Source organism: Prauserella rugosa (assembly GCF_000719975.1).
Taxonomy (GTDB): domain Bacteria; phylum Actinomycetota; class Actinomycetes; order Mycobacteriales; family Pseudonocardiaceae; genus Prauserella; species Prauserella rugosa.
On record NZ_JOIJ01000009.1, the window covers coordinates 141,239 to 165,256 of the forward strand.

The following is a 24,018-nucleotide window of genomic DNA, read 5'->3' on the forward strand; positions in this document are numbered from 1 at the left end:
GCATGTCTGGTCAAACATATCAACGCGCGTTAGATTGAACGCCATGGGAGACGAGCGGTGCGAGCTGCTGTGTATCGACTTCGACCACGCGGAGGCGCTCCGGGCGGCGCTGCCGGGGCCCGAGGTGATCGCCCGTGACGCCGAACGGCTGCGGGCGCTGGGGGATCCGACGAGGCTGAGGGTGGCCCGTGCCCTGCTCGCGGGCGACGAACTGTGTGTGTGCGACCTGGCGTGGATCGTCGGCTCGTCGCAGGGACTGGTGTCCCATCACCTGCGGCAGCTGCGGTCGGCGGGACTGGTGGACTCACGCAGGGACGGCAAGCTCGTGATGTATCGCCTGTCGGCCCACGGGCGGACGGCGTTGAACGTGCTCGTCGGCGAGGCGGACCCGGTATGAGCGCCGACTGTTGCGGTCCGGGCACGACTGCTGCGGTCCGGCCCGGCAACGGGGAGGACGAGACCCCGCGGACGTTCTGGCGGGTCCGTGAGGTTGGCCTCGCTGCGATCGCCGGTGTCCTGCTCGCAGGCGGGCTGGTGGCAGGAGCGTTCGGGGCGGTGCAGGTCGAGGTCGCCCTGCACCTGCTCGCCGCCGCGACGGGCGGATCCACGTTCGTGCCCGGCGCCGTGCGCGCCTTGCGCCGGGGCGGGATCGGCGTGGCGACGCTCATGACCATCGCGTTGCTCGGGGCGATCGTGCTCGGGCAGTTCGCCGAGGCCGCGATGCTGGCGTTCCTGTTCTCGATCAGCGAGGCGCTCGAGGACTACTCCCTGACGCGCACGCGGCACGGACTGCGGGCGTTGCTGGCGCTGGTGCCCGAGCGGGTCACGGTCCTGCGCGAGGGGGTCGAGCGGGTCGTCGAGCCGGCCGAACTGCGGGTGGGCGAGAAGATGGTGGTGCGTCCGGGACAGCGGATCGCCACCGACGGCACCGTCCGCGAAGGACGGTCCGGTGTGGACACCTCGGCGATCACCGGCGAGTCGATTCCGGCCGAGGTGGTGCCCGGCGACGCCGTCTACGCGGGCTCGGTCAACGGCAGCGGTGCGCTGACGGTCGAGGCGAGCGCGACGGTGGCGGACAACTCGCTGGCGAAGGTCGTGCGCATCGTCGAGGACGCGCAGCGGCGCAAGGGGCGCAGGCAGCGGATAGCGGACCGGATCGCGCGTCCTCTCGTCCCCGGGATCATGGTGCTTGCGGCCCTCGTCGCAGGAGCGGGTGCGCTGTGGGGCGATCCGGCCGTGTGGGTCGAGCGTGCGCTGGTGGTGCTGGTGGCGGCCGCTCCGTGCGCGTTGGCGATCTCGGTGCCGGTGACCGTGATCGCCGCCGTCGGCGCGGCCAGCCGGTCCGGCGTGCTCGTGAAAGGCGGGGCGGCGCTCGAGACCCTGGGAGCGGTCCGCACCGTGGCACTGGACAAGACCGGCACGCTGACGCGCAACCACCCGGTGGTCACCGACGTGGTGCCCGCGGACGGCAGCGACCGCGCCCGCGTCCTCGCGGTGGCCGGCGCGTTGGAGGTCCGGAGCGAACATCCCCTGGCGGCCGCGGTGCTGACCGCGGCCGGCACCGGAGCGGTGACGCCGGCACGGGATGTCGAGGCGGTTCCGGGCTGCGGGGTGGAGGGAACCGTCGACGGCAGGCCGGCCCGGCTCGGTCACCCGGCGTGGCTCGACGCGGGTCCGCTGGCCGCGGAGGCTGCCCGTCTGCAGGAGAACGGCACGACCGTGGTCGTCGTCGAACACGACGGCGAGGTGCTGGGGGTGCTCGGCATCCGGGACGAACTGCGGCCCGAGGCGGCCGAAACGGTGGCCGCTCTGCGCCGCCGCGGACTCCGGATCGCGATGCTGACCGGGGACAACCGGGCGACCGCCACCGCGCTGGCCGCCGAAGCGGGGATCGACCGGAAGGACGTACACGCTCAGCTGCGTCCCGAGCACAAGGCACACCACATCGCCGCACTCGGTGGGAAACGCGGCGGTGCCGTGGCGATGGTGGGCGACGGGGTCAACGACGCCCCCGCGCTGGCGACCGCCGACGTGGGCATCGCGCTGGGCGCCATGGGCACCGATGTCGCGCTCGAGACCGCCGACGTCGCGCTGATGGGCACCGATCTGCGCCATCTGCCGGAGGCCCTCGCACACGCGCGGCGAGCGCGGACGATCATGCTGCAGAACATCGCGCTCTCCGGCCTCATCGTGCTCGCCCTCGTGCCGCTGGCCGCGGTCGGGACGCTCGGCCTCGCCACGGTGGTGTTCATCCACGAGGTGGCCGAGGTTCTGGTCATCGGCAACGGTGTTCGTGCCGGTCGTCGGATGCGCCGCGGCTCCGCGACCGGGTCGTCAGCGCGCCTGCCGCAGACGGGACAGGTCGCGGGAGGCCATCGCCGCCAGCAACGCCGGTCCGGTGCGGTCGAGCCGGGCCCGCGTCAGCCGGGGGATGCCTGCGCATGCTGCGGCCCCGACGAACACGCCGAGGACGAGGTGCGCCGCTCCCGTACCGCCGTGGCCGGTGGCCGCGACCAGCACGACGGGTAGGGCCGCGACCGCGGCGACGGCGGTGAAGATCGCCCACTGCCCGCCCGCCGCATTGCCTCCGGCGTCGGCGGTGGACACGCGATTCCTGGCGTCGGCTCCGATCGCGGGCATCAGCACGCCGGTGAGGCCGGAACCGGACGCAGCCGCTCCCGTGGCCGCCACGGTCATGCCGAGCGCCACCGGCCACAGCGGTGAACCGCTGAGCACGCACAGCACGACGGTTCCGCCGACGATCGGCAGGCCGAACAACACCAACCAGGCGACCGCGCGGCCGTGGACGTCGGCGCGCACGGCCCTCGGGGTCGACAACAGCTGCCACAGGGCGGTGCCGTCCAGGGCGTAGGTGTTGACCGCGACCATCCCGGCCAGCGCGGCGGCGACGACCCCGATGAACGGCAGTGCCCACGACCAGGAGGTAGGCGCGACCAGACCGATCATCAGCACCGGCGTGACCCACGCGTGGCCGAGGCCGAGCAACCGGTGCGGATCGCGGAACCACGTGGCGATCTCCCGGTCGACCACGGCGCGCACGGGGCCGCCGCGGCGCGGGTGCGCGCGGGCCGCGGCGGCGCGGCGCCGCGCGCGGATACCGCTGCGCATGCGTGCGGGCGGTTGGGCGACGGTGCGGGCCGTGAGCGCGATCCACCCTCTGCGCGCCAGCAGTCCGGTGAGGACGAGAGCGGCCAGCAGGCCTGCCACGGACAGCGGCGAACCTGACGCGGTGAGCGCGTCGACGGCGGCCATACCCCAGCCGGTCGGCAGTGCGAACAGGACGGTCTGCACGACGTCCGGCACCGCCCCGGGAACCGACGGTGTCACGACGTCGGCCGCGCCGTGTCCCAGCTCCGGCAGTACCCACGCCGCGATCGGCACCCAGCCGGCGAACGAGACCGCCAGCAGTACCGACATCTGCACGGCCGCCAGCCACAGGCCCGCGGCCGACCGCAACAGGCGCGTCAACGCCGCGCTCACCCACCGGCCGATCCAGAGCAGGACGAACAGCTGTGCGCCCGCCGCCACGACGGCGACGAGGGCGGCGACCGTTCCGTGCGGGGCGGCGAGGACGACCATGCCGCTCAGTGCCACGGCCGAGATCACGGGCCCCACGGCGATCGCCTCACTCGGGGCGAGGTCGCGGGCGATCCGATGTGGAGAGTGGGGGAGGGTGCGGAACCATCGCGGGTCGACGACCGGGGCCGACGTCGGCAGGAGTGCGGGACCGACGATCCACGTCAGCCCGAACACCGACACGGCCACCGTCAGCCAACTCGGATGCACCGCCGCCCTCGCGGCGAGCACCGCGACGGTGACCACTCCCGCGGCCGCCACCAATCCCGTGACCAGGCCGAACCCACGCTCGTCGTGCGGGCCGTGGCGGATGATCCGCCAGCGCAGCGCCGCGAACGTGCGCGCGCTCACGCGAGCCACTCGAGTCGCTTGGCGGGCGCGGCGCCGACGAGATCCACGAACACGTCGTTCAACGTGCCCCGGCCGCGAACCTCGTCGACGGTGCCCTCCGTGAGGATGCGGCCTGCGTCGATCAGGGCGACGCGGCGGCAGGTGCGCTCGACGACGTCCATGATGTGGCTGGACAGCAGCACGGTCCCGCCGCCACCGACGTACTGGTGCAACAGATCCTCGATCGCGCGGGCCGACACCGGGTCGATGGCTTCGAACGGTTCGTCCAGCACCAGCACCCGCGGTCGATGCAGAATCGCCATCGCCAGGCCGATCTTCTTGCGCATCCCGGTGGAGTAGTCGACGACCAGTGTGGACGGCGTGCGGTCCAGCTCCAGTAACTCCAGCAGATCAGAGGCGCGCTGCGGCCACGTGTCGTCGAGTCCGCGCAGCCGTGCGGTGTACTCCAGCAGCTCGGGGCCGGTGAGGCGTTCCGGAAGGGACAGTCCCTCCATCATGACGCCGAGACGCTCCAGGACGTGTTCCCGATCGCGTGCGGCGTCGAGGCCGGCGACGTGCACCGTGCCCGCATCCGGGGTGAGCAGTCCCGCGATCATCGACAGGGTCGTCGACTTGCCCGCGCCGTTGGGGCCGACGAGGCCGTAGAACGTGCCGGCCGGAATCGTCAGGTCGAGTCCGTCGACGGCGACGTGGTCGCCGAAACGTTTCGTCAGGCCGGACAGCTCCACGGCCGGCGACGGTGCGATGGTCATGCTCGGACTCCCTTGAGGAAGAGGTCGGTGAGCTCGCGGGCGTAGGCATCGAGGTCGAAGTCCGGGTCGGCGACGATCTTGCTGGCCGCTCCGTCGATGCAGCGGCGCAACATGTAGGCGGTCATGCGGGTGTCGACGACACGGAACTCGCCGGTTGAGGCGCCGTACTCGAACACCGCGGCCGTGCCCGCGATGATCGGCTCCTCGGAGGCGTCGTCGTAGCGCGGTGTGCCGTCCGACCGCCGCAGGTTGGGCATCAGCTCGGCCAACGCGGCCATCTCCCGGCGGTGGGAATCGATGAACCGCAGGTTCCCCTCGATGTAGGCCTGCAGCTTCTCGCCGGCCGTCGGCGCTGCGGCGATGCGCTCCTCGACCTCGGCCGCGCCCGCACCGAAAACCGTGGCGGCCACGGATTCGAGCACCGCGCTGTGGAGGTCGTCCCTGCCCGCGAAGTGGTACGAGATCAGGCCGCGGCTGATGCCGGCCTCGCGGGCGACGGCGCTCAGCGTGGTGCCGTGCCAGCCGTCGCGGCTCAGGCATTCGATCGTCGCGTCGATGATCCGCGCACGGCGCACCTCGTGGGTCACCGTGGCCGGTCCTCGCCCTGGCATGGCGGCACCCCTGTTCCCGTTCGTGCTTCCGCTCTCGGCGTCGCTGTCGGTGTCGTCAAAAGTTTGGCATCGATGCCAAACACCCAACCTACCCGGCGGCCACGGTCGGCGCCCGCCCCGGCCCGTTGCCGAGATCACATACCCTCCGACGGATGACTTTCGGTTAGGCTTACCTAAAGTCAAGTCCGGGTAAAGCACCCCGCACAGCACCGCCGTATCCGCGGGCGCTCCGCGTCACGCATCGGCCGAAAGGGTCCCCATGTCGTCCTCCGTCTTCCCGTCGCGCGCCCGGCGTGCCCTGCTCGCCGTGGCCGGAGTCGCCGTCCTGGGCATCACCACCGCGTGCGCCGCAGGCGGCGACACCACGAACGGCAACGGGGAGACGATCACGATCCGCCACGCCTTCGGCGAGACCGTGCTCGACGGCAAACCCGAGCGGGTCGCCACCGTCAACTGGGCCAACCACGAGGTGCCGCTGGCGCTCGGCGTCGTTCCCGTGGGCATGGCCCGCGCGAACTTCGGCGACGACGACGGCAACGGCGTGCTGCCGTGGGTGGAGGAGCGTCTCGACGAGCTGGACGCCGACACTCCGGTGCTGTTCGACGAGACAGACGGCATCGACTTCGAAGCGGTCGCCGACACCGCGCCGGACGTGATCCTCGCGGCCTACTCGGGTCTCACGCAGGAGGACTACGACACCCTCAGCGAGATCGCGCCGGTCGTCGCCTTCCCCGAGACCGCGTGGGGCACGCCGTGGCAGGAGATGATCTCGCAGAACGCCGCGGGGATGGGCATGGCCGACGAGGGCGAGAAACTGATCTCCGAGCTCGAGGACGAGATCTCCGACGCCGCCGCCGAGCACGAGGCCCTGTCGGGACGGTCGGCGATGTTCCTGACCCATGTGGACACCACCGACCTCAGCAAGGTCAGCTTCTACACCACCCACGACACGCGGGTGCGGTTCTTCGACGACATCGGTCTGGACCAGCCGCAGAGCATCGCGTCCGCGTCGGAACGCACCGACCAGTTCTCGCTGACCCACAGTGCCGAGAACGCCGACACGTTCGACGACGTCGACGTCATCGTGACCTATGGCGACCAGAAGCTGGTCGACACGCTGAAGGCCGATCCGTTGCTGTCGAAGATGCCTGCTGTGCAACGCGACGCCATCGTGACGCTGCCCGAATCGGACCCGCTCGGCACCGCGGCCAACCCCACGCCGCTGGCCATCCCGTGGGTGCTCGATGACTACCTCGGCCTGCTCGACGAGGCCGCGGCCAAGGCGCAGTAACTCCCCGCCGGGCAGTGGAGCGAGAAGCAGCGGATCCAAAAGCAGCGGATCTAGAAGCAGCGGAACGAAGAGCACCGGACCGAGGAGCCGTGAACGCGACAACAGCGACCCCCGAGGCCCCGGCGGGCAGCACGCGCGCCGTCGTCCGCCGCCCGCGCCTCGTGCGGACCGCCTGGCTGGCCGTACTGCTCCTCGTCCTCATCGGACTGTCGTGGGCCTCGGTCGCGATCGGCACCCGTGGCGTGACGGCCGGCGACGTGCTCGCCGCGCTCGGCGGTGCGTCCGACACGTGGCAGGAGGCCGCGGTCGCCACCCGGATCCCCAGGACCGTGTTGGCATTGCTCGTCGGCGCCGCACTGGCGGTCGCGGGAGCGGCGCTGCAGGGGGTTACCCGCAATCCGTTGGCGGACCCGGGAATCCTCGGTATCAACAGCGGGGCGTCGCTGGCCGTCGTCACCGGCATCGCATGGTTCGGCCTGAGCTCGTCGACCGCCTACGCGTGGGTGGCCCTTGCCGGCGCCGGGGTGACGGCCGTGGCCGTGTACACGATCGGATCCCTCGGGTCGGGCGGCCCGACACCGCTCAAACTCGCACTGGCCGGCGCCGCCACGATGGCCGCGCTCACGTCGTTGATCAGCGCCGTCGTCCTGCCCCGCGCCGACATCGCCGATGCGGTGCGGTCGTGGCAGATCGGCGGCGTCGGCGGCGCCACGTTCGACCGCATGCTCCAGGTCCTGCCGTTCTTCGCGGTGGGCTTCCTGATCTGCCTGGCGTGCGCGCGTGGTCTGAACATGCTGGCACTCGGCGACGAGGTCGCGGCCGGTCTGGGGGAGCGGGTGCTGCTCGCCCGGAGCTGCGCCGCGCTCGGCGGGGTCGTCCTGTGTGGAGCCGCCACCGCACTGGCCGGGCCCGTCGCGTTCGTCGGACTGGTGGTCCCACACCTGTGCCGCCTGCTCGTGGGCCCGGACCACCGCTGGCTCCTGCCGTACTCCGCGCTCGCGGGCGCCGCGCTCGTCACCGCGGCCGACGTGCTGGGGCGGATCGTCGCCCGCCCCGACGAGATCGACGTGGGCATCGTGACCGCACTGCTCGGCGCGCCGTTCTTCATCGCCGTCGTGCGCAGGCAGAAGGCGGCGGCACTGTGAGCGCACCACCGTCCGGCACCCCCTCCGGCACCACAGCGGCCAAGAACACGGCGTCCAAGAACATGACGGCCAAGAACATGACGGCCAAGAACATGACGGCGACGGGGCAGCTCGTCACCCGTGCACGCAGACGGCGCGCGACCCGGCGACGGATCGCCGTCGGCTGTCTGCTCGCCGGTGTCCTCGTGGCGGCCGCGTTGTCGCTCATGATCGGCCGCACCTTCTATCCGCCCGGCGACGTGCTGCGGGTGATCGCGGGCGAGACGGTGCCGGGAGCATCGTTCACCGTGGGCAGGCTGCGCCTCCCGAGAACCGTGCTGGGCCTGGTCGCGGGACTCGCGTTCGGACTCGCGGGCGTGACCTTCCAGACCATGCTCCGCAACCCGCTCGCCAGCCCCGACATCATCGGCATCAGCTACGGCGCGAGCGCCGCGGCGACGTTCGGCATCGTCGTGCTGTCGTGGGGCGGCGCGGCCGTGTCGGCACTGGCGATCGTCGCCGGTCTCGGCGTGGCGCTGCTGGTGTACCTCCTGTCGTACCGCGGAGGTGTCGCGGGCACCCGGCTGATCCTCGTCGGCATCGGCATGGCCGCGATGCTCCAGTCGGCGACCAACTACTTCCTCAGCAAGGCCTCGCAGTGGGACCACCACGAGGCGATGCGCTGGATCACGGGCAGCCTCAACGGCGCCACGTGGGAGGCCACCCTTCCGGTCGTCGCGGCCGTCGCGGTACTCGCGCCGGTGCTGCTCGGCCACGACCGCGAGCTCACCCAACTCGGACTCGGCGACGACACGGCGGCCGCGCTCGGGGTACGGGTGGAACGCACGCGACTCGTCGCGATCGTCGCCGCCGTCGGCCTGATCGCCTTCGCGACGGCGGCCGCGGGACCGATCGCGTTCGTGGCGTTCCTGTCCGGGCCGATCGCCGCACGCATCGTCGGCCCCAACGGTTCGCCGCTGCTGCCCGCCGCGCTCGTCGGCGCACTGCTGGTCCTCGTGGCCGACCTCGTCGGCCAGTACGCCACGGACACGCGCTACCCGGTGGGAGTCGTGACGGGGGTACTCGGCGCGCCCTACCTGGTGTACCTCATCGTCCGCACCCACCGATCGGGAGGCTCACTGTGACCCAGCCGCAACTCGTGGCCGACGGCCTCACGGCCGGCTACCAGGACCGCAGCGTGATCGAGAAGCTGGACCTGACGGTGCCACCGGGCCGCATCACCGCGATCGTCGGGGCCAACGCATGCGGTAAGTCGACGCTGCTGCGCTCGCTGTCGCGGCTGCTGCGCCCGCGCGGTGGGCGCGTGTTGCTCGACGGAGCGGCGGTGCATGCCATGCCCGCGAAACGGCTGGCCCGCCGACTCGGCCTCCTGCCGCAGTCGCCCATCGCGCCGGAGGGAATCACGGTCGCCGACCTGGTCGGCCGGGGCCGACATCCGCATCAGCGCGTGCTGTCCCGCTGGAGCGCCGCCGACGACGACGCCGTCGCCGACGCCCTCGACGCGACCGAGACGGCGGAGCTCGCCGACCGCCCCGTGGACGAACTGTCCGGCGGCCAGCGGCAACGCGTGTGGATCGCCATGGCGCTGGCCCAGCGCACGGAGATCCTGCTGCTCGACGAACCGACCACGTTCCTGGACGTCAACCACCAGGTCGAGGTGCTGGACCTGCTGACCGACCTCAACCACACGCGCGGGACGACGATCGTGATGGTGCTGCACGACCTGAACCTCGCCGCCCGCTACAGCGACCGGCTCATCGCCATGGTCGACGGCAGGATCCATGCCGCGGGCGAGCCCGGCGAGGTGCTCACGGCCGCGAACGTCGAGACCGTGTTCGGCCTGCGCTGCGAGGTCATCACCGATCCCGTCTCCGGCCGTCCGCTGATGCTGCCGGTCGGCAGGCACGGCGCACGGCAGCCGGCACAGCCCGCCGGATAGGCCGTATCCGAACCGGGTTCCGGAGCGGGCGGCGAGCCACGCTGGGAGACCTCCCGAAGTGCGCTGCGCGGGGGAGCTAGGGTTGGTGAGGTGTCCACCGCCCGCGCAGAACGCCTGGTCAACCTGGTGCTCGCCCTCCTGTCGACGCGGCAGTACCTGACGGCCGAGCGCATCCGCGGCATCGTGCCCGGCTACGCGGACGCGGCGAGCACCGAGGCGTTCTTCCGCATGTTCGAGCGGGACAAGGCCGAACTGCGTGAGCTGGGCATTCCACTCGAGACCGGCAGCTACTCGGCCTTCGACCCCGAGGGCTACCGCATCGCGCGGCGGGACTACGAACTGGGCGACATCGACCTCGCCCCCGACGAAGCCACCGCCGTCGCGCTGGCCGCACGCCTGTGGGACTCGCCCGAGCTGACCGGGCAGGCACACGGCGCTCTGGTCAAACTCCGTGCCGCGGGCGTCGAGGTCGACGACCAGACGCACGCCATGGTCGAACCCCGCGTGCACACCGAGCCCGCGTTCGCGCCCCTGTTGGCCGCGGTGCAGAACGGGCAGGTCGTGCGGTTCGACTACCGACGGTCCGACTCGCCCGACCGGCTCACCCGCACGCTCGAACCCTGGGGCGTCGTCTCGTGGCGGGCGCGCTGGTACGTCGTCGGCCACGACCGCGACCGCGACGCCCCGCGCTGTTTCCGTCTGTCGCGGATCAGCGGCGAGGTCAGGGCGATCGGTGAGCCGGGCGTCGTGCGCAGGCCCGACGACGTGGACCTGCTGACGTTCGTGGCGGGCTCGTCGGGACGCGACGACCGATCGCCCACGACCACCGCACGGCTGTGGCTGGCCGAGGGGCGGGCCGCCGGGATCCGCAGGCACGCGCGGGTCGTCGGCGCACGCACGGTCGACGGGATCGACGGCGACGTCGTCGAGATCGACCTGTACCACCCCGAAGGTGCCGCCGACTGGATCGCGGGCCACGGGCCCGATGCGCTCGTGCTCGAGCCCGACGTGCTCGCCAAGGCCGTGCTCGACCGGCTCGAACGCGTCGCAGGTGGCGGGGGAGGTGGCCGATGAGCGCCGCGACCGACCGGGTGCCGCGCCTGCTGGCTCTCGTTCCGTACCTGCTCGCGCGCCCCGGCATCCGCATCGACCAGGCGGCCCAGGACTTCGACGTCACACCGAAACAGCTGCGGCGTGACCTGGAACTGCTGTGGATGTGCGGCCTGCCCGGGTACGGACCGGGCGATCTGATCGACCTGTCCTTCGACGGCGACACGGTGTCGGTGACGTTCGACGCCGGGATGCGCAGGCCGCTGCGCCTCACCGGCGCCGAGGCGAGCGCCCTGGTCATCGCCCTGCGTGCGCTCGCGGAGACGCCCGGCGTGGTCGACACCGACGCGGTGCACCGCGCGATCGCGAAGATCGAGGCGGCGGCGGGCGAGGCCGAACCCGCGGGGGTCGTCGTCGGCCACGGACTCAGGGAGGGGGAACGCACCGCCCACACCCGCGAGCTCGTGCGCCAGGCCCTCCAGGAGGGCAGGGCCGTGCGGATGCGGTACTACACGGCATCCAAGGACGAGATGACCGACCGCACCGTCGACCCCATGCGGCTGTTGATCGTGCAGGCGGTCGCCTACCTCGAAGGATGGTGCCGCCGCGCGGAGGCGGTGCGCCTGTTCCGCCTCGATCGCATCGACCACATCGAGGTCACCGACGAGCAGGCCGCACCCCCGCCGCACGCCCGGCACACCGACCTGTCCGAGGGCGTGTTCTCCCCACGCGAGGACCACCCGGAGGCCGAACTGGTCCTCCAGCCGGACGCCCGCTGGGTCGCCGAGTACTACCCGTGCGAGGAACTCGCCGAGCTCGACGGCGGGCGCCTGCGGGTGCGGATGCGCTATGGCGACGAGTCGTGGATGGTGCGGCTCGTGCTGGGCCTGGGCGGCAGGGCCGCGGTGGAGAAACCGGATGAACTCGCGGTGGCGGTTCGCGAACGAGCGGCCGCCGGATTGGCACGAGCACGTCACCTGGCGCTCACCCAGGACCAGTAGGGTAGAGGAGTGCTTTACGTGCTGAGTGCCGTCGGGGTCGCTGTGGGGCTGGTCGTGATCGGCTTCGCGGCAGTCCGGCTCGGCGGCGCGGTGAAGGGCGTCCGGCGTGCCGCCGACGCGATGCGCGCCGACGTGGGGTCCCGTACCGGGATGCTCCGCGCCCGTGCAGCCGCCGTCGGCGTGGCCGTTCGCGATTTGCGGTCCCGAAACCGTCCTCAGCCGGCGCCCGAACCAGTACGATCGGCCCTGAACGAATAGGGAGGCCACCTACCATGAACGCCCTTCAGCCGTGGCACTTGATCATCCTCGTCCTGGTCGTCGTGTTGCTGTTCGGCGCCAAGCGGCTGCCGGACACCGCCCGTTCGATCGGCAAGTCCATGAAGATCTTCAAGGCGGAGACCAAGGACATGCGGGGTGAGCACGCCGAGGCGCAGGCTGCCGACCCGGAGAAGCCCACGCCCGCGGACACCAAGCAGATCTCGTCGACGCCGGTGGCCGAGGACGCCACCACGTCCACACCCTCGGCGACCTCCACGACTTCGAAGGACGACCAGGTGGAGCAGCTGCAGCGCCAGCTCGACGAGCTGAAGAAGCAGCAGGGCGCCGAGCAGGCACAGAAGAACGGCTGACACCGCCCCGGCGGATCGAGAACGGAACGCTTTCGTGGGAGACACCTCCGGAAAGCGCGAGGGCCGCAACGGCAAGCGGAAGGCACGGAGCCGTCGGCACAACCCCGACGGCACGATGTCGCTCATCGAGCACATCTACGAGTTCCGCCGCCGTCTCGGCTACGCGCTGATCGCCCTCGTCCTGGGCGGCATCCTCGGCTTCCTGTGGTTCAGCAACCGCGTCGGGTCTATCCCGTCGCTCGGTGAGCTCGTCACAGGTCCGTACTGTCAGATTCCGGAAGACATGCGGTATCCCCGCGGCGGGGAATGCCAGCTGTTGCAGACCGTGCCGTTCGAGGCCTTCATGATCCAGATGAAGGTCGGCCTCACGGCAGGTGCCGTTCTGTTCGCACCGGTGTGGATCTACCAGTTCTGGGCGTTCATCGCGCCGGGCCTGTACTCGAAGGAACGCAAGTACGCCCTGACCTTCGTGGGACTGGCGTCGATGCTGTTCGCGGGTGGTGCGCTGCTGGCCTACTTCATGGCCCCGCACGCCCTCGAGATCCTCACGACGTTCGGCGGTGGCGAGTTCGCCACGTGGTTCACCGGTGACAAGTACATCTCGTTCGTACTGTCCCTGCTGATCATCTTCGGCGTGAGCTTCGAGCTGCCGCTGCTGATCATCATGCTCAACCGCGTGGGCGTCGTCCGCTACCAGATGCTGAAGAAGTGGCGCCGCGGCATCATCATGATCATGTTCGTGTTCGCGGCGTTCGTGACGCCCGCGGACCCGTTCTCGATGATCGCCCTGGCCCTCGCGCTGTGTGTGCTGTTCGAGATCTCGCTGCAGGTCACCCGCTTCCACGACCGCAAACTCGACAAGCAGCGCGGCACCGAAGGGTGGGAGGACCTGGCCGACGACGAGGCCGCGCCCTTCGAGTACACGCCGAGCTCGATCGACGACGAACCGCGGGGCGGCACGCGCACCGACGACGTGACGTAACGATGGGTCCCCGCGTCGCCCTCGCCTTCCATCCCGGGTCCGGCAAGGGCGCGGCCGCGAAGCTCGCCGGTGCCGTCGTCTCCCGCCTCCGGCCGCACGTCGGGCGGCTGGCGGTGATCGACGCCGACACCGTCGACGACTTCCGGGCCCGCCTCGACACCGCCCGGACCGAGGGGCTCGACGCCCTGCTGGTGCTGGGTGGCGACGGTGCCGCGCACCAGGCCGTGCAGTACTGCGCCGGGACCGATCTCCCACTGGGACTGATCCCGTCGGGTACCGGCAACGACCTCGCCCGCGCGCTCGGTGTGCCCGCCGACCCGGCAGCCGCCGTCGACACCGCTGCGGCGTCGCTCGGCGCGGGCCGGGTGCGCCGCATCGATCTGGGACGCCTCGACGCTGCCGCAGCCCCCACTGCCGACGGCCGGGCGGCGGGCCCCACGTGGTTCGGCACGGTGCTGTGCACCGGGTTCGATGCCGCGGTCAACGCGCGGGCCAACCGGCTGCGGTGGCCCGCCGGTCCGCGTCGCTACGACCTGGCGATCGTGGGCGAGCTGGCGTCGTTCCGCGCCCGCACGGTTCGGGTGTCCACCGAGGCGGGTGAGTGGGAGCTGCCCGCGATGCTCGTCGCCGTCGGGAACACGTCCTGGTACGGCGCGGGCATCCCGGTGTGTCCCGACGCCGACCCGGGGGACGGGCTGTTCGACGTGACGATCGTGGGCCGCGTGGGCTACCGCGAGCTACTGCGTGTCCTGCCTCGCCTGCGCACCGGCGAGCACATCGACCACCCGGCGGTGACGACGGCCCGGGCGCGCACGGTGCGGATCACGGTGCAGGACTGGCCCGTGTTCGCCGACGGCGAACCCCTGTGCAGTCCGCCGGTGTCGCTCACGTGTGTCCCGGGGGCGCTGCCGGTCCTCGGGTGACGTTCTCCTCGGCCAGCGCCTTCCACCCGAGACGCTCCCGCGTCGCCCTGGGCAGACCGGCCACCACCAGGTCGTACGAGTCCTCGATCAGGTCCAGCACCATCCGCTCGGGCAGCGACCCGTCCAACACCACGGTGTTCCAGTGCCGCTTGTTCATGTGCCATCCGGGCGTGACCGCCGGGTAGGAACTGCGCAGCTGCACCGCGAGCTCCGGCTCGCACTTGAGGTTGACGCTCAGCGGTCGCCTGCCGAGCGCCGAGAGTGCGAACATCTTCCCCGCGACCTTGAACACGCTGATGTGCTCGTCGAACGGGAACTCCTCGCCCGCGCCCGTGAACTCCAGGCACGCGGCCCTCAGGCGATCCGGTGTCATGCCCACGCACGGTAGCGGCAGACCCCGACACTCCCGCACCCCACAGGCCGACCTCGTGCGCGCGTGACCGCCGATGTGAAACCCTGACGCCGTGGACTCTTCCGCCTCTCCCAGCCCGGCCGAGGCGTACGCCGCGGCCCGGCGGCGCAGCGACTACCCGCAGCTCACCCGATTCGCCGCCGACCTCGGGTTCGACTTCGACGACTTCCAGGTACGCGGATGCCAGGCACTCGAGGACGGGCACGGCGTGCTCGTCTGCGCCCCGACCGGTGCCGGCAAGACCGTCGTCGGCGAGTTCGCCGTGCACCTGGCCCTCGCCGAAGGTCGTAAGTGCTTCTACACGACGCCCATCAAGGCGCTGTCGAACCAGAAGTACACCGACCTCGTCGAGCGGCACGGGGCCGACGCGGTGGGCCTGCTGACCGGCGACACGGCCATCAACGGCAACGCCCAGGTGGTCGTCATGACCACCGAGGTGCTGCGCAACATGCTGTACGCGGGCTCGGACACGATCGACGAGCTCGGCTACGTCGTCATGGACGAGATCCACTACCTCGCCGACCGGTTCCGTGGTGCGGTGTGGGAGGAGGTCATCCTCCATCTGCCCGAGTACGTGCGGGTCGCGGGCCTGTCGGCGACGGTGAGCAACGCCGAGGAGTTCGGCGAATGGCTCGTGACGGTCCGGGGTGACACGGCCGTGGTCGTCGACGAGCACCGGCCGGTGCCGTTGTGGCAGCACATGATGGTGGGCAACCGCCTCATGGACCTGTTCGTCGGCGACGGCCAGGGTGACGAACCCAAGATCAACCGGCAGCTGTTGCGCCGGGTCGAGGACGTCTCCCGGATGCACGCACCCGCCGCGTTCGGGGGACAGCGCGGTCAGCGCGGCAGGCGCGACCGCGGCAAGCAGCGGTTGCCGAAGTTCCGGCCGCCCTCGCGGGTCGACGTCATCGACCGGCTCGACCGGGCGGGACTGCTTCCCGCCATCACGTTCATCTTCTCCAGGGCCGGGTGCGACGCGGCGGTCGGCCAGTGCCTGCACGCGGGCGTGCGGCTGAACAACCCAGACGAGATCGCCGAGGTGCGGCGGATCGTCGACGAGCGCACGGCCGACCTGCCCGAGTCGGACCTCGGCGTGCTCGGCTACTGGGAGTGGCGCGAGGGGCTCGAGCACGGCGTGGCCGCGCACCACGCCGGATTGCTCCCCGCGTTCAAGGAGACCGTCGAGGAGCTGTTCGTCCGCGGGCTGGTGAAGGTCGTGTTCGCCACCGAGACGCTGGCGCTCGGCATCAACATGCCGGCACGCACCGTCGTGCTGGAGCGGCTCGTCAAGTACAACGGCGAGGCACACGTCGACCTCACGCCGGGCGAGTACACCCAGCTGACTGGCCGGGCGGGGCGCCGCGGTATCGACGTCGAGGGCCACGCGGTGGTGCTCTGGCAGCCCGGCGTCGACCCGCGGCACGTCGGCGGTCTCGCCTCGACGCGGACGTATCCGCTGAAGTCGTCGTTCCGGCCCGGCTACAACATGGCGATCAACCTGGTCGGCCAGTTCGGGGCCGACCAGGCGCGCGAACTGCTGGAACAGTCCTTCGCCCAGTTCCAGGCCGACCGCGCCGTGGTCGGTACGGCCAAGCGCATCGAACGCAATAAGGAAGCGCTCGCCGGGTACGCCGAGGCCGTCTCCGGGGACTTCGACGAGATGTTGTCGTACGTCGAGCTGCGCAAGAAGATCTCCGACCGCGAGAAGTACCTGGCCAAGCAGAACAGCCAGCACCGCAGGGCCGAGGCGGCCCGCTCACTGGAGAAGCTGCGCAAGGGCGACGTCATCCTCGTCCCGTCGGGTCGGCGGTCGGGCCTGGCCGTGGTGATCGACCCCGGCCTGGATCCGCTGCGCGATCCGCGGCCGGTGGTGGTCACGGAGGACCGCTGGTCGGGGCCGTTGTCGGCGGCCGACTTCCCGTCCCCCGTGGAGCCGTTGGGCAGGGTCAAACTGCCCAAGCACGTCGAGCTGCGTTCGCCCAAGGTGCGCAGGGACATCGCCTCGTCGCTGCGCAACGCCGGGATCGAGAAGCCGTCGGGCCAGCGGCGCCGCTCCGAATCCGGTGACGACCCCGAACTGCTCGAGTTGCGCCACCAGATGCGGCAACACCCCGTCCACGGCATGGCCGACCGGGAGGCGAACCTGCGCTGGGTGGAGCGCTACCAGCGGCTGGCGGCCGAAACGCAGCAGCTCGAGCGCAGGGTGGCCGCCACGACCCACTCGCTGGCTCGTTCGTTCGACCGCATCTGCGCCCTGCTCGCCGAACGCGGCTACCTGGAGCGGGCCGCCGACAGCGGGCTCGCGGGGGAGCAGGGGAGCGACACCGGTGCCGGGTCCGAGGACGGAGCCGATGCCGACCGGGTGACCGAGGACGGCATGATGCTGGCCCGGATCTACAGCGAGTCGGATCTGCTGGCTGCCGAATGCGTCCGCAGGCACGTCTGGCACGGACTGTCGGCGCCGGAACTCGCCGCGGTCGTGTCGTCGCTGGTCTACGAGGCGCGGCGGGACGCCATGTCGGAGCCGAAACTGCCCCAGGGCGCCGTGCCGAAGGCGTGGCAGGAGACGGTGACGATCTGGAGCGAACTGACCGAGGACGAGCGCAGGCATCGGCTCGACCGCACCCGCGAACCGGACGCCGGGTTCGCCTGGCCGGTGTATCGCTGGGCGCGAGGCGAATCGCTCGAACGGGTGCTCACCACCGCCGAGGCGAACGGGCAGGAACTGACCGCGGGCGACTTCGTGCGCTGGGCTCGGCAGGTGATCGACCTGCTCGACCAGTTGAAGGACGTACTGGGCAAGGAACACCCCGTCGGCGGGGTCGCGGCCAAGGCGGCACGTGCGCTGCGGCGCGGCGTCGTGGCGGCCGGCGAGGTCTGATCGCGTGCGGCACGCGCGGAGTGTGACGGGGGCGACCGCGTTCGGACCTGACCTTCCGGGGCGGCAGGGCACGGGGTTGTGGTTGGATCGCGCACAACGTGTCGACGAGTCGAAAGTGGCGGAGGCAGGACGATGAGCACGCCGTACGGAGGCAACGACCCGCAGCAGTGGGGACAGCAACCTCCCCAGGGCCCGCCTTCCGGTAGCTTCCCCGGCCAGCCGGGGTACGGCCCTCCGCCGCAGCAGCCGGGTCAGCAGCCGCCCCAGCAACCTCAGCAGCCGGGGTACCCGCAGCCCGGGTACGGCCCGCCCCCGGGATACCCGCAGCCGGGTCAGCAGACGCCGCCACCCGGCCAGCCGATGCCGGGTCAGCCGCCCCAGCAGCCGGATGGTTACACCCAGCCCGGTGTGGCGCCGCCGGGAGGTGGGCACGGCACCGCGTCGTACACCCAGCCCGGCACGCAGGGCGGCTACCCGCCGCCCGGGCCGCCCGGACCCGGTGGTCAGCCGCCGTTCGGCCCGCAGCCGGGGATCGGCGCCGCGCCGCCGCAGAAGCCGAAGAACAAGTCCGGCAAGGGCATGTGGCTGGGCCTCGGGGCAGCGGTGGTGCTCGTCGCCGCGGCCGCGGTGGTGCTGTTCTGGATCCCCGGGCTGCTCGTCCAGAAGGTGTTCGACGCCGAGGCCATGAACCGCGACGTCCAGCGCGTGCTCACCGACAACTACGGCGTCGAGGGTGTCGAGAGCGTCTCCTGCCCGGAGGACCAGCCGGTGACCGTGGACGAGACCTTCACCTGCGACGTGACGGTCGACGGGGGCCAGCAGCAGGTCACCATCACGGTCAAGAGCGAGGACGCGCGCTACCAGGTCGGCAGGCTGGAGTAGCCACTGCACGCGCGGGGGACGGCGTGGACGCGTAATCCGGTGGCGCGCGGCGAGCGGTCTCGGAAAGGATCGGTGGCATGACCGATCACCACGCACGGATCCTGGGCGACGACGAACAGCGGGGCGCCGTCGAGCTGTTCCGCTCGGCGCTGCACGCCCCGCCACTGACCGACGAGGAATGGGCCTCGGCCCGGGACGTCGAGTGCGCCGGGCGCCGGCACGGTGTCACCGACGGTGACACCGGCGCGCTGATCGGCACGGCGTGGGCGTGGGACACCGCGTTGACGGTGCCCGGCGGCGGAGTGCCGCTCGGCGCGGTCACCGAGGTCGGCGTGCGTGCCGACCGCACCCGGCGTGGCGTGCTGAGTGAACTGATGCGCGCGCAGCTGACCGACATGGCCGAGCGCGGCGTGGTCACCGCCGGGCTGCACGCCTCGGAGGCGACGATCTACGGCCGGTTCGGCTACGGCGTGGGCGCGCTCGCGCGGGACTACACGGTCGAGACGTCCCGTGCGCAGCTCAGGCCCGAGGCTCCGGCCGGAGGCCGCGTCGAGATCCGGGACCTCGAGACGGTGATCGACCTGGCCTCGCAGGCATATCCGGCGATGGCGACGCGGCCCGGCATGCTTGCCCGCCCCGCGGAGTGGTGGGGCATGTTGCGCGCCCACCTCGCGCGGCGTGCCGAAGGACGGGTCACCGCGGTGACGCACGAGGGCAAGGACGGCATCGACGGGTTCGCCGTCTACTCGGTCGACCGCCCGAAGCCCGGTTCCGCGACCCTCAAGCTCGTCGACCTGCACACCGCCACGATCGACGCCTTCGCGGGGCTGTGGCGGTACCTTCTGTCGGTCGACCTCATCGGCGAGATCACCGCGACCAACCGGCCGGTCGACGAGCCCCTCGAACTGCTGCTCGCCGACCCGAGGGCGGTGTCGACCACGGCGCGGTTCGACGATCTGTGGCTCCGGCTGGTCGACGTTCCCGAAGCGCTGGCCGTGCGGGCCTACCAGGGCGATCCGCTCACGGTCGAGGTGACCGACCGGCTGCTGCCCGCGAACACGGGCAGCTACCTGGTGGGACCCGACGGCGTGGAGCGCACCGACCGCGCGCCCGATCTGCGGCTCGACGTCGCCGCGCTGGCGATGATCCACCTCGGCGCCTGGCGGCCGTCGCAGCTGGTCGACACCGGCCGTGCGCAGGCACTCACGACCCGTGCCGCCTCCCGTGCCGACCGTCTCTTCTCGACCCCGACAGCCCCGTGGTGCGGTACGTTCTTCTAGCTCACAGAAGATCAACACCGAGGTGAGGGGCTCGTGGGGAGACGTCTGATGACGGCGACGGTGGTGATCGCCGGGCTCGGTCTGCTGGCCGGCTGCAGCGAACGCGGAACGGACTCGGGCGGCTCCGACACGGCGGTGTCGACCCCGACCGCGGCCACGTCCACGGTGGCGTCGGCGCCGTCGCCGGTGTCGACGCCGACCGAGACGGCGCGGGTCTTCGACGTCGAGCGGATGAACCACGACGTGCGTGCGGTGCTCGTCGAGCACTACCAGGTCGACGGGGTGGGCGACGTGTCCTGCCCGCGGAACCGCGCGGTCGAGGCAGGCGCCCGTTTCGCCTGCTACGTCGAGGCCGCCGAGCAGCAGCGCAAGGTGACGATCACCGTGCAGGACAACGACGGGCGCTACGAGGTCGGCAAGCTTCAGTGACCCCGCCGGGTCACGGCCGGGAAGCCAGCGCGTCGAGCAGACGGGTCGCCGAACCGCCGAGGTTCCAGCGCGCGGCGAGTTCGCGCACGCGGGACTCGTCGACCGCCCCCGCGGGAACGGCGTCGGGACCGGACAGCTCGACGGGTGCGTCGGCGGCGACCCGCACCACGGTCGGGGCCGCGTCCAGGTACTCGGCCGCCTCGTTGAGGCGGGTACGGGTCTTCACCGGCAGGTCCGGGCTCTCGGCGCGCGCGGCGGCCACGAGGTCCTCGAACGAGCCGAACTGGGTGATCAGCTTGGCGGCCGTCTTCCCCCCGATGCCCGCGACGCCGGGAAGACCGTCCGACGGATCGCCCCGCAGCATCGCCATGTCCGCGTAGGCGGCCCCCGCGCGGTCGGCTGGCACCCCGTACTTCGCGGCGACCTCGTCCGGTCCGAGGACCTCGGCCTTCGCCCACCCCTTGCCGACGTAGATGACCGTGGTGGGGGTCGGCTCGGTGCGCACGAGCTGGAACAGGTCACGGTCGCCGGTGATCACCTCGACCGGATGGGTCGTCTCCCGTGCGGCGAGGGTGCCGATGACGTCGTCGGCCTCGAACCCGGGAGCCTCCGCGGTCGCGAGGCCGGCGGCCTCCAGCAGCTCCAGGATGATCGGCACCTGCGGGGTCAGCGTGTCGGGGACCTCTTCGACGTCGGCCCCCGCCTCGACCTCCTCGGCCACGCGGTGCGCCTTGTAGCTCGGCAGCGCGTCGACCCGGAACTGCGGACGCCAGTCGGCGTCGAGACACGCCACGAGACGCGCGGGCCGCCGGTCGGTGAGGATGCGCGCGACCGTGTCGGCGAAGCCGCGCACCGCGTTGACCGGCGTACCGTCGGCCGCCTTCATCGACTCGGGCAGGGCGAAGTACGAACGGAAATACAGGCTCGCCGCGTCCAGCAGCGCCACGGAACCGGTGCTCACCGCTACAGCCTCGCACGAGGCGCTCCGGGTCGTGCATGCCACACGCCAAGGGGAAGATTGTCCAAATCCCTGACCCGCAGAAGGCCTGGGGCTAGTCTGCGGGCGCACGTGTCGATCAAGGGGAGGAAACACTGTCATGAGCACCGGAGCGATCGTGGCGATCGTGATCGTCGCCGTCATCGTGATTGCGCTGGTCATCTGGTTGATCACCGGCTACAACGGCCTGGTCAAACGCCGCAACCACTACCGCAACATGTTCGCTCAGATCGACGTGCAGCTCACGCGGCGGCACGACCTGATCCCGAACCTGGTCGAGACGGCCAAGGGCTACATGCAGCACGAGCGGCAGACGCTGGAGTCCGTCATCGCCGCGCGCGGGGGAGCGGTGCAGGCCCAGCAGGCCGCGCGGCAGAACCCGGGCGATCCCGGCGCGATGCAGCAGCTGGGCGGTGCCGAGACCGCGCTGACCCAGACCCTCGGCAGGCTGTTCGCCCTGTCCGAGTCGTACCCGGACCTGAAGGCCAACCAGAACATGATGCAGCTGTCCGAGGAGCTGACCTCCACGGAGAACCGCGTCGCGTTCGCGCGCCAGGGCTACAACGACAGCGTCATGGCCTACAACAACAAGCGCGAGACGTTCCCGACGAACATCCTCGCCGGCATGTTCGGCTTCCAGGCTGCCGCGCTGCTGGAGATCGACTCGCCGGAGGCCCGCCAGGCGCCGCAGATCTCGTTCTGATCGGCACCGACGGGTTTCACTGGGGCGGCAAGCGAACGCGGGGGACGTGATCGGCGACCATGAACTTCTTCGAGCGACAGGACGAGGTCCGGAAGGCCTCCACCCGACTGGTGTGGTTGTTCATCGCAGCGGTCGTGGCGGTGGTCGTGGTCGTCGACCTCGCGGTGTTCGTCTTCTTCCGCCTCGACACCAAACCGACGAACCAGCTCGTCGGCACGCTGGTGCTCGCCAGTGTCGGAATGCTCCTCGTCATCGGCGGAACGTCGCTGGTGCGCACGATGATGCTCCGGAGGCAGGGCGGGGGCGCGGTCGCGCGCAGCGTGGGAGGTCTGCCCGTTCCGCAGGACACCGCCGATCCCGCCCTGCGCCGGCTGCGCAACGTCGTCGAGGAGATCTCGATCGCCTCCGGTACCCCGGTGCCGGAGCTCTACGTCCTGCCGCACGAGGCGGGAATCAACGCCTTCGCCGCGGGCTGGTCGCCGGCGAACGCCGCCGTCGCCGTGACCCAGGGCGCTCTCGACCGCCTCAACCGGGACGAACTGCAGGGCGTCATCGCCCACGAGTTCAGTCACGTCGTCAACGGCGACATGCGGCTCAACATGAAGCTCATCGGCGTGCTCGCCGGGCTCGTCGGGCTGGCCGTGGTCGGCAGGGTGCTGCTCGGCACCGGCGGCAGGGGCGGATCGAACAAGGGCGGCGCCGCGCCGTTCATCCTGTTCGGACTGGTTCTGATGATCGTGGGCTTCATCGGCGTGTTCGCGGGCAGGATCATCAAGGCCGCGGTGTCCCGCCAGCGCGAGTACCTCGCCGACGCCTCCGCCGTGCAGTTCACCCGGCAGTCCGCGGGGCTGGCCGGCGCCCTGAAGAAGATCGGCGGCCTGCCCACCGGTTCGCGGCTGCGGGCGGGCAAGACCGACGACGTCAGCCACATGCTCTTCGGTGAGGGCGGCAAACGGCGTTCGTGGCTCGCCACCCACCCGCCGCTGCCCGAACGCATCCGCCAGCTCGACCCGACGTTCGACCCGAACGAACTCGACCGGCTCGGCAGGCGGTGGGCCGAGCAGCCGCCGTCGGGGATGCACGAGGACGCCGCGCTCGGCCTCGCGCCCGCCCCTGCATCACCGCCCGCGGCTCCACCGGTGGGCCACGTGCCTGCGGCCCACGCCTCGGCCGTGGCGGGCACGGTCGGCACGATGGGCGGTCTCGCACCAGCCGGCGGTCAGGACACCGTGCAGGGTGCTGGTGGTCCCGGAGCCGGTCACGCTGCCGGTCCGGGCGCGGCCCCGGGGGCCGGGCAGCCGGCACAGGACCAGGGCGCCGGGGTGCTGTCCCGGATTCCGGAAGCGTTCCTGCACCGCGCCCACAGTCCCGACGCCGCCGTCCCCCTCGTGTTCGGCCTGCTGCTGTCCACACACCCCGAGGTGCGTGGCAGGCAGTACCACCTCATCGCCAGCCGGTGGGGCGGCCCGCTCGCCGACGCCGCGTGGCAGGACGGCGGCGCGCTGACCCAGCTCGACCCCGCGCTGCGCCTGCCCCTCGCCGAGGTCGCGTTCCCCGCACTGCGGCAACGACCCCCGCAGGCCGTCGACGCCCTTCGCGACACGGTCGGCGCGCTCGCCGCGGCCGACGGGCGCACCAGCGTGTTCGAGTACTGCTTCGCCGCACTGCTCGGCCGTGAACTCCACGAGGCGGTGCACCAGCAGCCCCCGTGGGGACGGCGGCGCAGCACCCTGGCCTCGGCCCAGCAGTCCGTCGCGATACTGCTCGCCGTGCTCGCCGCGGTCGGCAACCCCGACCCGGCCGCAGGGGAACGCGCGTTCCGCGCAGGCATGGAGCGCGTCGCACCGGGCTCGGCGTTGCCGTTCGCCCCGCCGCCGCAGGGCCCGCAGGTGCTCGACCAGGTGTGGCCGGCACTCGACGGCCTGTCCGGCCGCGACACCCAGGTCCTCGTCGAAGCGGTCGTCACCGTCATCGCCGACAACGGCGTGCTCACCGTCGGTGAATCCGAACTGCTCCGCACGGTCTGCTCGATGCTGCACTGCCCGATGCCCCCACTGCCGGTCACCCTCGCCAGCGGCCACCACGGCTGAGGGCGGGCGGGCCTCGCGCGGCCAGCACCATCCCCCCACGGAGAAGCTGCGCTTCGCAGGGCCGGCCCCT

Annotated in this window: 21 protein-coding genes; 17 read left to right on the top strand and 4 right to left on the bottom strand. The window is 71.6% G+C overall.

All coding sequences use genetic code 11. From position 1 onward, the window contains the following. The first annotated feature begins 43 nt into the window (after window positions 1-43). Both IF64_RS0114800 and IF64_RS0114805 read left to right on the top strand, forming a co-directional pair. Complete coding sequence (locus tag IF64_RS0114800) at window positions 44-397, top strand: ArsR/SmtB family transcription factor (protein WP_030532695.1); 354 nt, start codon at window positions 44-46, stop codon at window positions 395-397. Beyond that, the gene (locus IF64_RS0114805; RefSeq protein WP_084705870.1) at window positions 394-2,529 is read left to right on the top strand and encodes a heavy metal translocating P-type ATPase; all 2,136 of its coding nucleotides are present in this window, start codon (window positions 394-396) and stop codon (window positions 2,527-2,529) included. The genes IF64_RS0114800 and IF64_RS0114805 overlap by 4 nt, the downstream gene beginning before the upstream one ends. Window positions 2,530-3,944: 1,415 nt before the next feature. Here the strand turns inward: IF64_RS0114805 and IF64_RS0114820 are convergent. Next, on the bottom strand, window positions 3,945-4,700 hold the full coding sequence (locus IF64_RS0114820; protein WP_030532699.1) for an ABC transporter ATP-binding protein: 756 nt from the start codon (window positions 4,698-4,700) through the stop codon (window positions 3,945-3,947). Further along, window positions 4,697-5,311, bottom strand: a complete 615-nt coding sequence (locus IF64_RS0114825) for a TetR/AcrR family transcriptional regulator (RefSeq protein ID WP_030532700.1) — start codon at window positions 5,309-5,311, stop codon at window positions 4,697-4,699. Before IF64_RS0114825 ends, IF64_RS0114820 begins: the two co-directional genes overlap by 4 nt. 259 nt (window positions 5,312-5,570) lie before the next feature. Here IF64_RS0114825 and IF64_RS0114830 point away from each other — a divergent pair, with 259 nt between their 5' ends. The 9 genes from IF64_RS0114830 (at window position 5,571) to IF64_RS0114875 (ending at window position 14,271) form a co-directional block, all read left to right on the top strand. Further along, window positions 5,571-6,602 carry an iron-siderophore ABC transporter substrate-binding protein gene (locus IF64_RS0114830; protein ID WP_030532701.1) on the top strand — a complete coding sequence of 344 codons (1,032 nt, stop codon included), beginning with the start codon at window positions 5,571-5,573 and terminating at the stop codon, window positions 6,600-6,602. A gap of 89 nt (window positions 6,603-6,691) precedes the next feature. Continuing rightward, the gene (locus tag IF64_RS0114835) at window positions 6,692-7,747 is read left to right on the top strand and encodes a FecCD family ABC transporter permease (RefSeq protein WP_030532702.1); all 1,056 of its coding nucleotides are present in this window, start codon (window positions 6,692-6,694) and stop codon (window positions 7,745-7,747) included. Beyond that, a complete protein-coding gene (locus tag IF64_RS0114840; protein ID WP_246134707.1) occupies window positions 7,744-8,871 on the top strand; it encodes a FecCD family ABC transporter permease in 1,128 nt (375 codons plus the stop codon). Before IF64_RS0114835 ends, IF64_RS0114840 begins: the two co-directional genes overlap by 4 nt. Continuing rightward, entirely contained in the window at window positions 8,868-9,686 is an 819-nt protein-coding gene (locus IF64_RS0114845; protein WP_030532704.1) for an ABC transporter ATP-binding protein, read from the top strand. Before IF64_RS0114840 ends, IF64_RS0114845 begins: the two co-directional genes overlap by 4 nt. 90 nt (window positions 9,687-9,776) lie before the next feature. Further along, the gene (locus tag IF64_RS0114850) at window positions 9,777-10,760 is read left to right on the top strand and encodes a helix-turn-helix transcriptional regulator (protein ID WP_030532705.1); all 984 of its coding nucleotides are present in this window, start codon (window positions 9,777-9,779) and stop codon (window positions 10,758-10,760) included. After that, complete coding sequence (locus IF64_RS0114855) at window positions 10,757-11,737, top strand: helix-turn-helix transcriptional regulator (RefSeq protein ID WP_030532706.1); 981 nt, start codon at window positions 10,757-10,759, stop codon at window positions 11,735-11,737. The genes IF64_RS0114850 and IF64_RS0114855 overlap by 4 nt, the downstream gene beginning before the upstream one ends. Window positions 11,738-12,009: 272 nt before the next feature. Beyond that, window positions 12,010-12,366 (top strand): Sec-independent protein translocase subunit TatA, encoded by a 357-nt coding sequence (gene tatA, locus IF64_RS0114865; protein ID WP_030532708.1) that lies wholly within the window; start codon window positions 12,010-12,012, stop codon window positions 12,364-12,366. Window positions 12,367-12,481: 115 nt separating this feature from the next. Next, the gene (gene tatC, locus IF64_RS0114870) at window positions 12,482-13,348 is read left to right on the top strand and encodes a twin-arginine translocase subunit TatC (RefSeq protein WP_084705887.1); all 867 of its coding nucleotides are present in this window, start codon (window positions 12,482-12,484) and stop codon (window positions 13,346-13,348) included. Window positions 13,349-13,350: 2 nt separating this feature from the next. Continuing rightward, entirely contained in the window at window positions 13,351-14,271 is a 921-nt protein-coding gene (locus IF64_RS0114875) for a diacylglycerol/lipid kinase family protein (RefSeq protein WP_030532710.1), read from the top strand. Here IF64_RS0114875 and IF64_RS0114880 read toward each other — a convergent pair. Then, a complete protein-coding gene (locus IF64_RS0114880) occupies window positions 14,234-14,644 on the bottom strand; it encodes an MmcQ/YjbR family DNA-binding protein (protein ID WP_030532711.1) in 411 nt (136 codons plus the stop codon). The genes IF64_RS0114875 and IF64_RS0114880 overlap by 38 nt on opposite strands. Before the next feature lie 91 nt (window positions 14,645-14,735). Between IF64_RS0114880 and IF64_RS0114885 the strand changes: the two genes are divergently transcribed. From IF64_RS0114885 to IF64_RS26615, 4 genes are all read left to right on the top strand, one after another. Next, entirely contained in the window at window positions 14,736-17,567 is a 2,832-nt protein-coding gene (locus IF64_RS0114885; protein WP_030532712.1) for a DEAD/DEAH box helicase, read from the top strand. A 132-nt stretch (window positions 17,568-17,699) separates the two neighbouring features. Beyond that, complete coding sequence (locus tag IF64_RS26610) at window positions 17,700-18,449, top strand: DUF4333 domain-containing protein (RefSeq protein WP_030532713.1); 750 nt, start codon at window positions 17,700-17,702, stop codon at window positions 18,447-18,449. A 77-nt stretch (window positions 18,450-18,526) separates the two neighbouring features. Further along, window positions 18,527-19,729 carry a GNAT family N-acetyltransferase gene (locus tag IF64_RS0114895; protein ID WP_030532714.1) on the top strand — a complete coding sequence of 401 codons (1,203 nt, stop codon included), beginning with the start codon at window positions 18,527-18,529 and terminating at the stop codon, window positions 19,727-19,729. 48 nt (window positions 19,730-19,777) lie between these two features. Beyond that, window positions 19,778-20,158, top strand: a complete 381-nt coding sequence (locus IF64_RS26615; RefSeq protein WP_084705871.1) for a DUF4333 domain-containing protein — start codon at window positions 19,778-19,780, stop codon at window positions 20,156-20,158. Between the two features lie 10 nt (window positions 20,159-20,168). On the opposite strand, the gene IF64_RS0114905 is transcribed toward IF64_RS26615, so the two are convergent. Continuing rightward, window positions 20,169-21,119, bottom strand: a complete 951-nt coding sequence (locus IF64_RS0114905) for a 5'-3' exonuclease (protein WP_030532716.1) — start codon at window positions 21,117-21,119, stop codon at window positions 20,169-20,171. Window positions 21,120-21,255: 136 nt separating this feature from the next. On the opposite strand from IF64_RS0114905, the gene IF64_RS0114910 reads away from it, so the two are divergent. Then, window positions 21,256-21,858, top strand: a complete 603-nt coding sequence (locus IF64_RS0114910) for a LemA family protein (RefSeq protein ID WP_030532717.1) — start codon at window positions 21,256-21,258, stop codon at window positions 21,856-21,858. A 59-nt stretch (window positions 21,859-21,917) separates the two neighbouring features. Then, window positions 21,918-23,948, top strand: coding sequence for a M48 family metallopeptidase (locus IF64_RS0114915; protein ID WP_030532718.1), 2,031 nt, complete (start codon window positions 21,918-21,920; stop codon window positions 23,946-23,948). Window positions 23,949-24,018 lie beyond the last annotated feature (70 nt).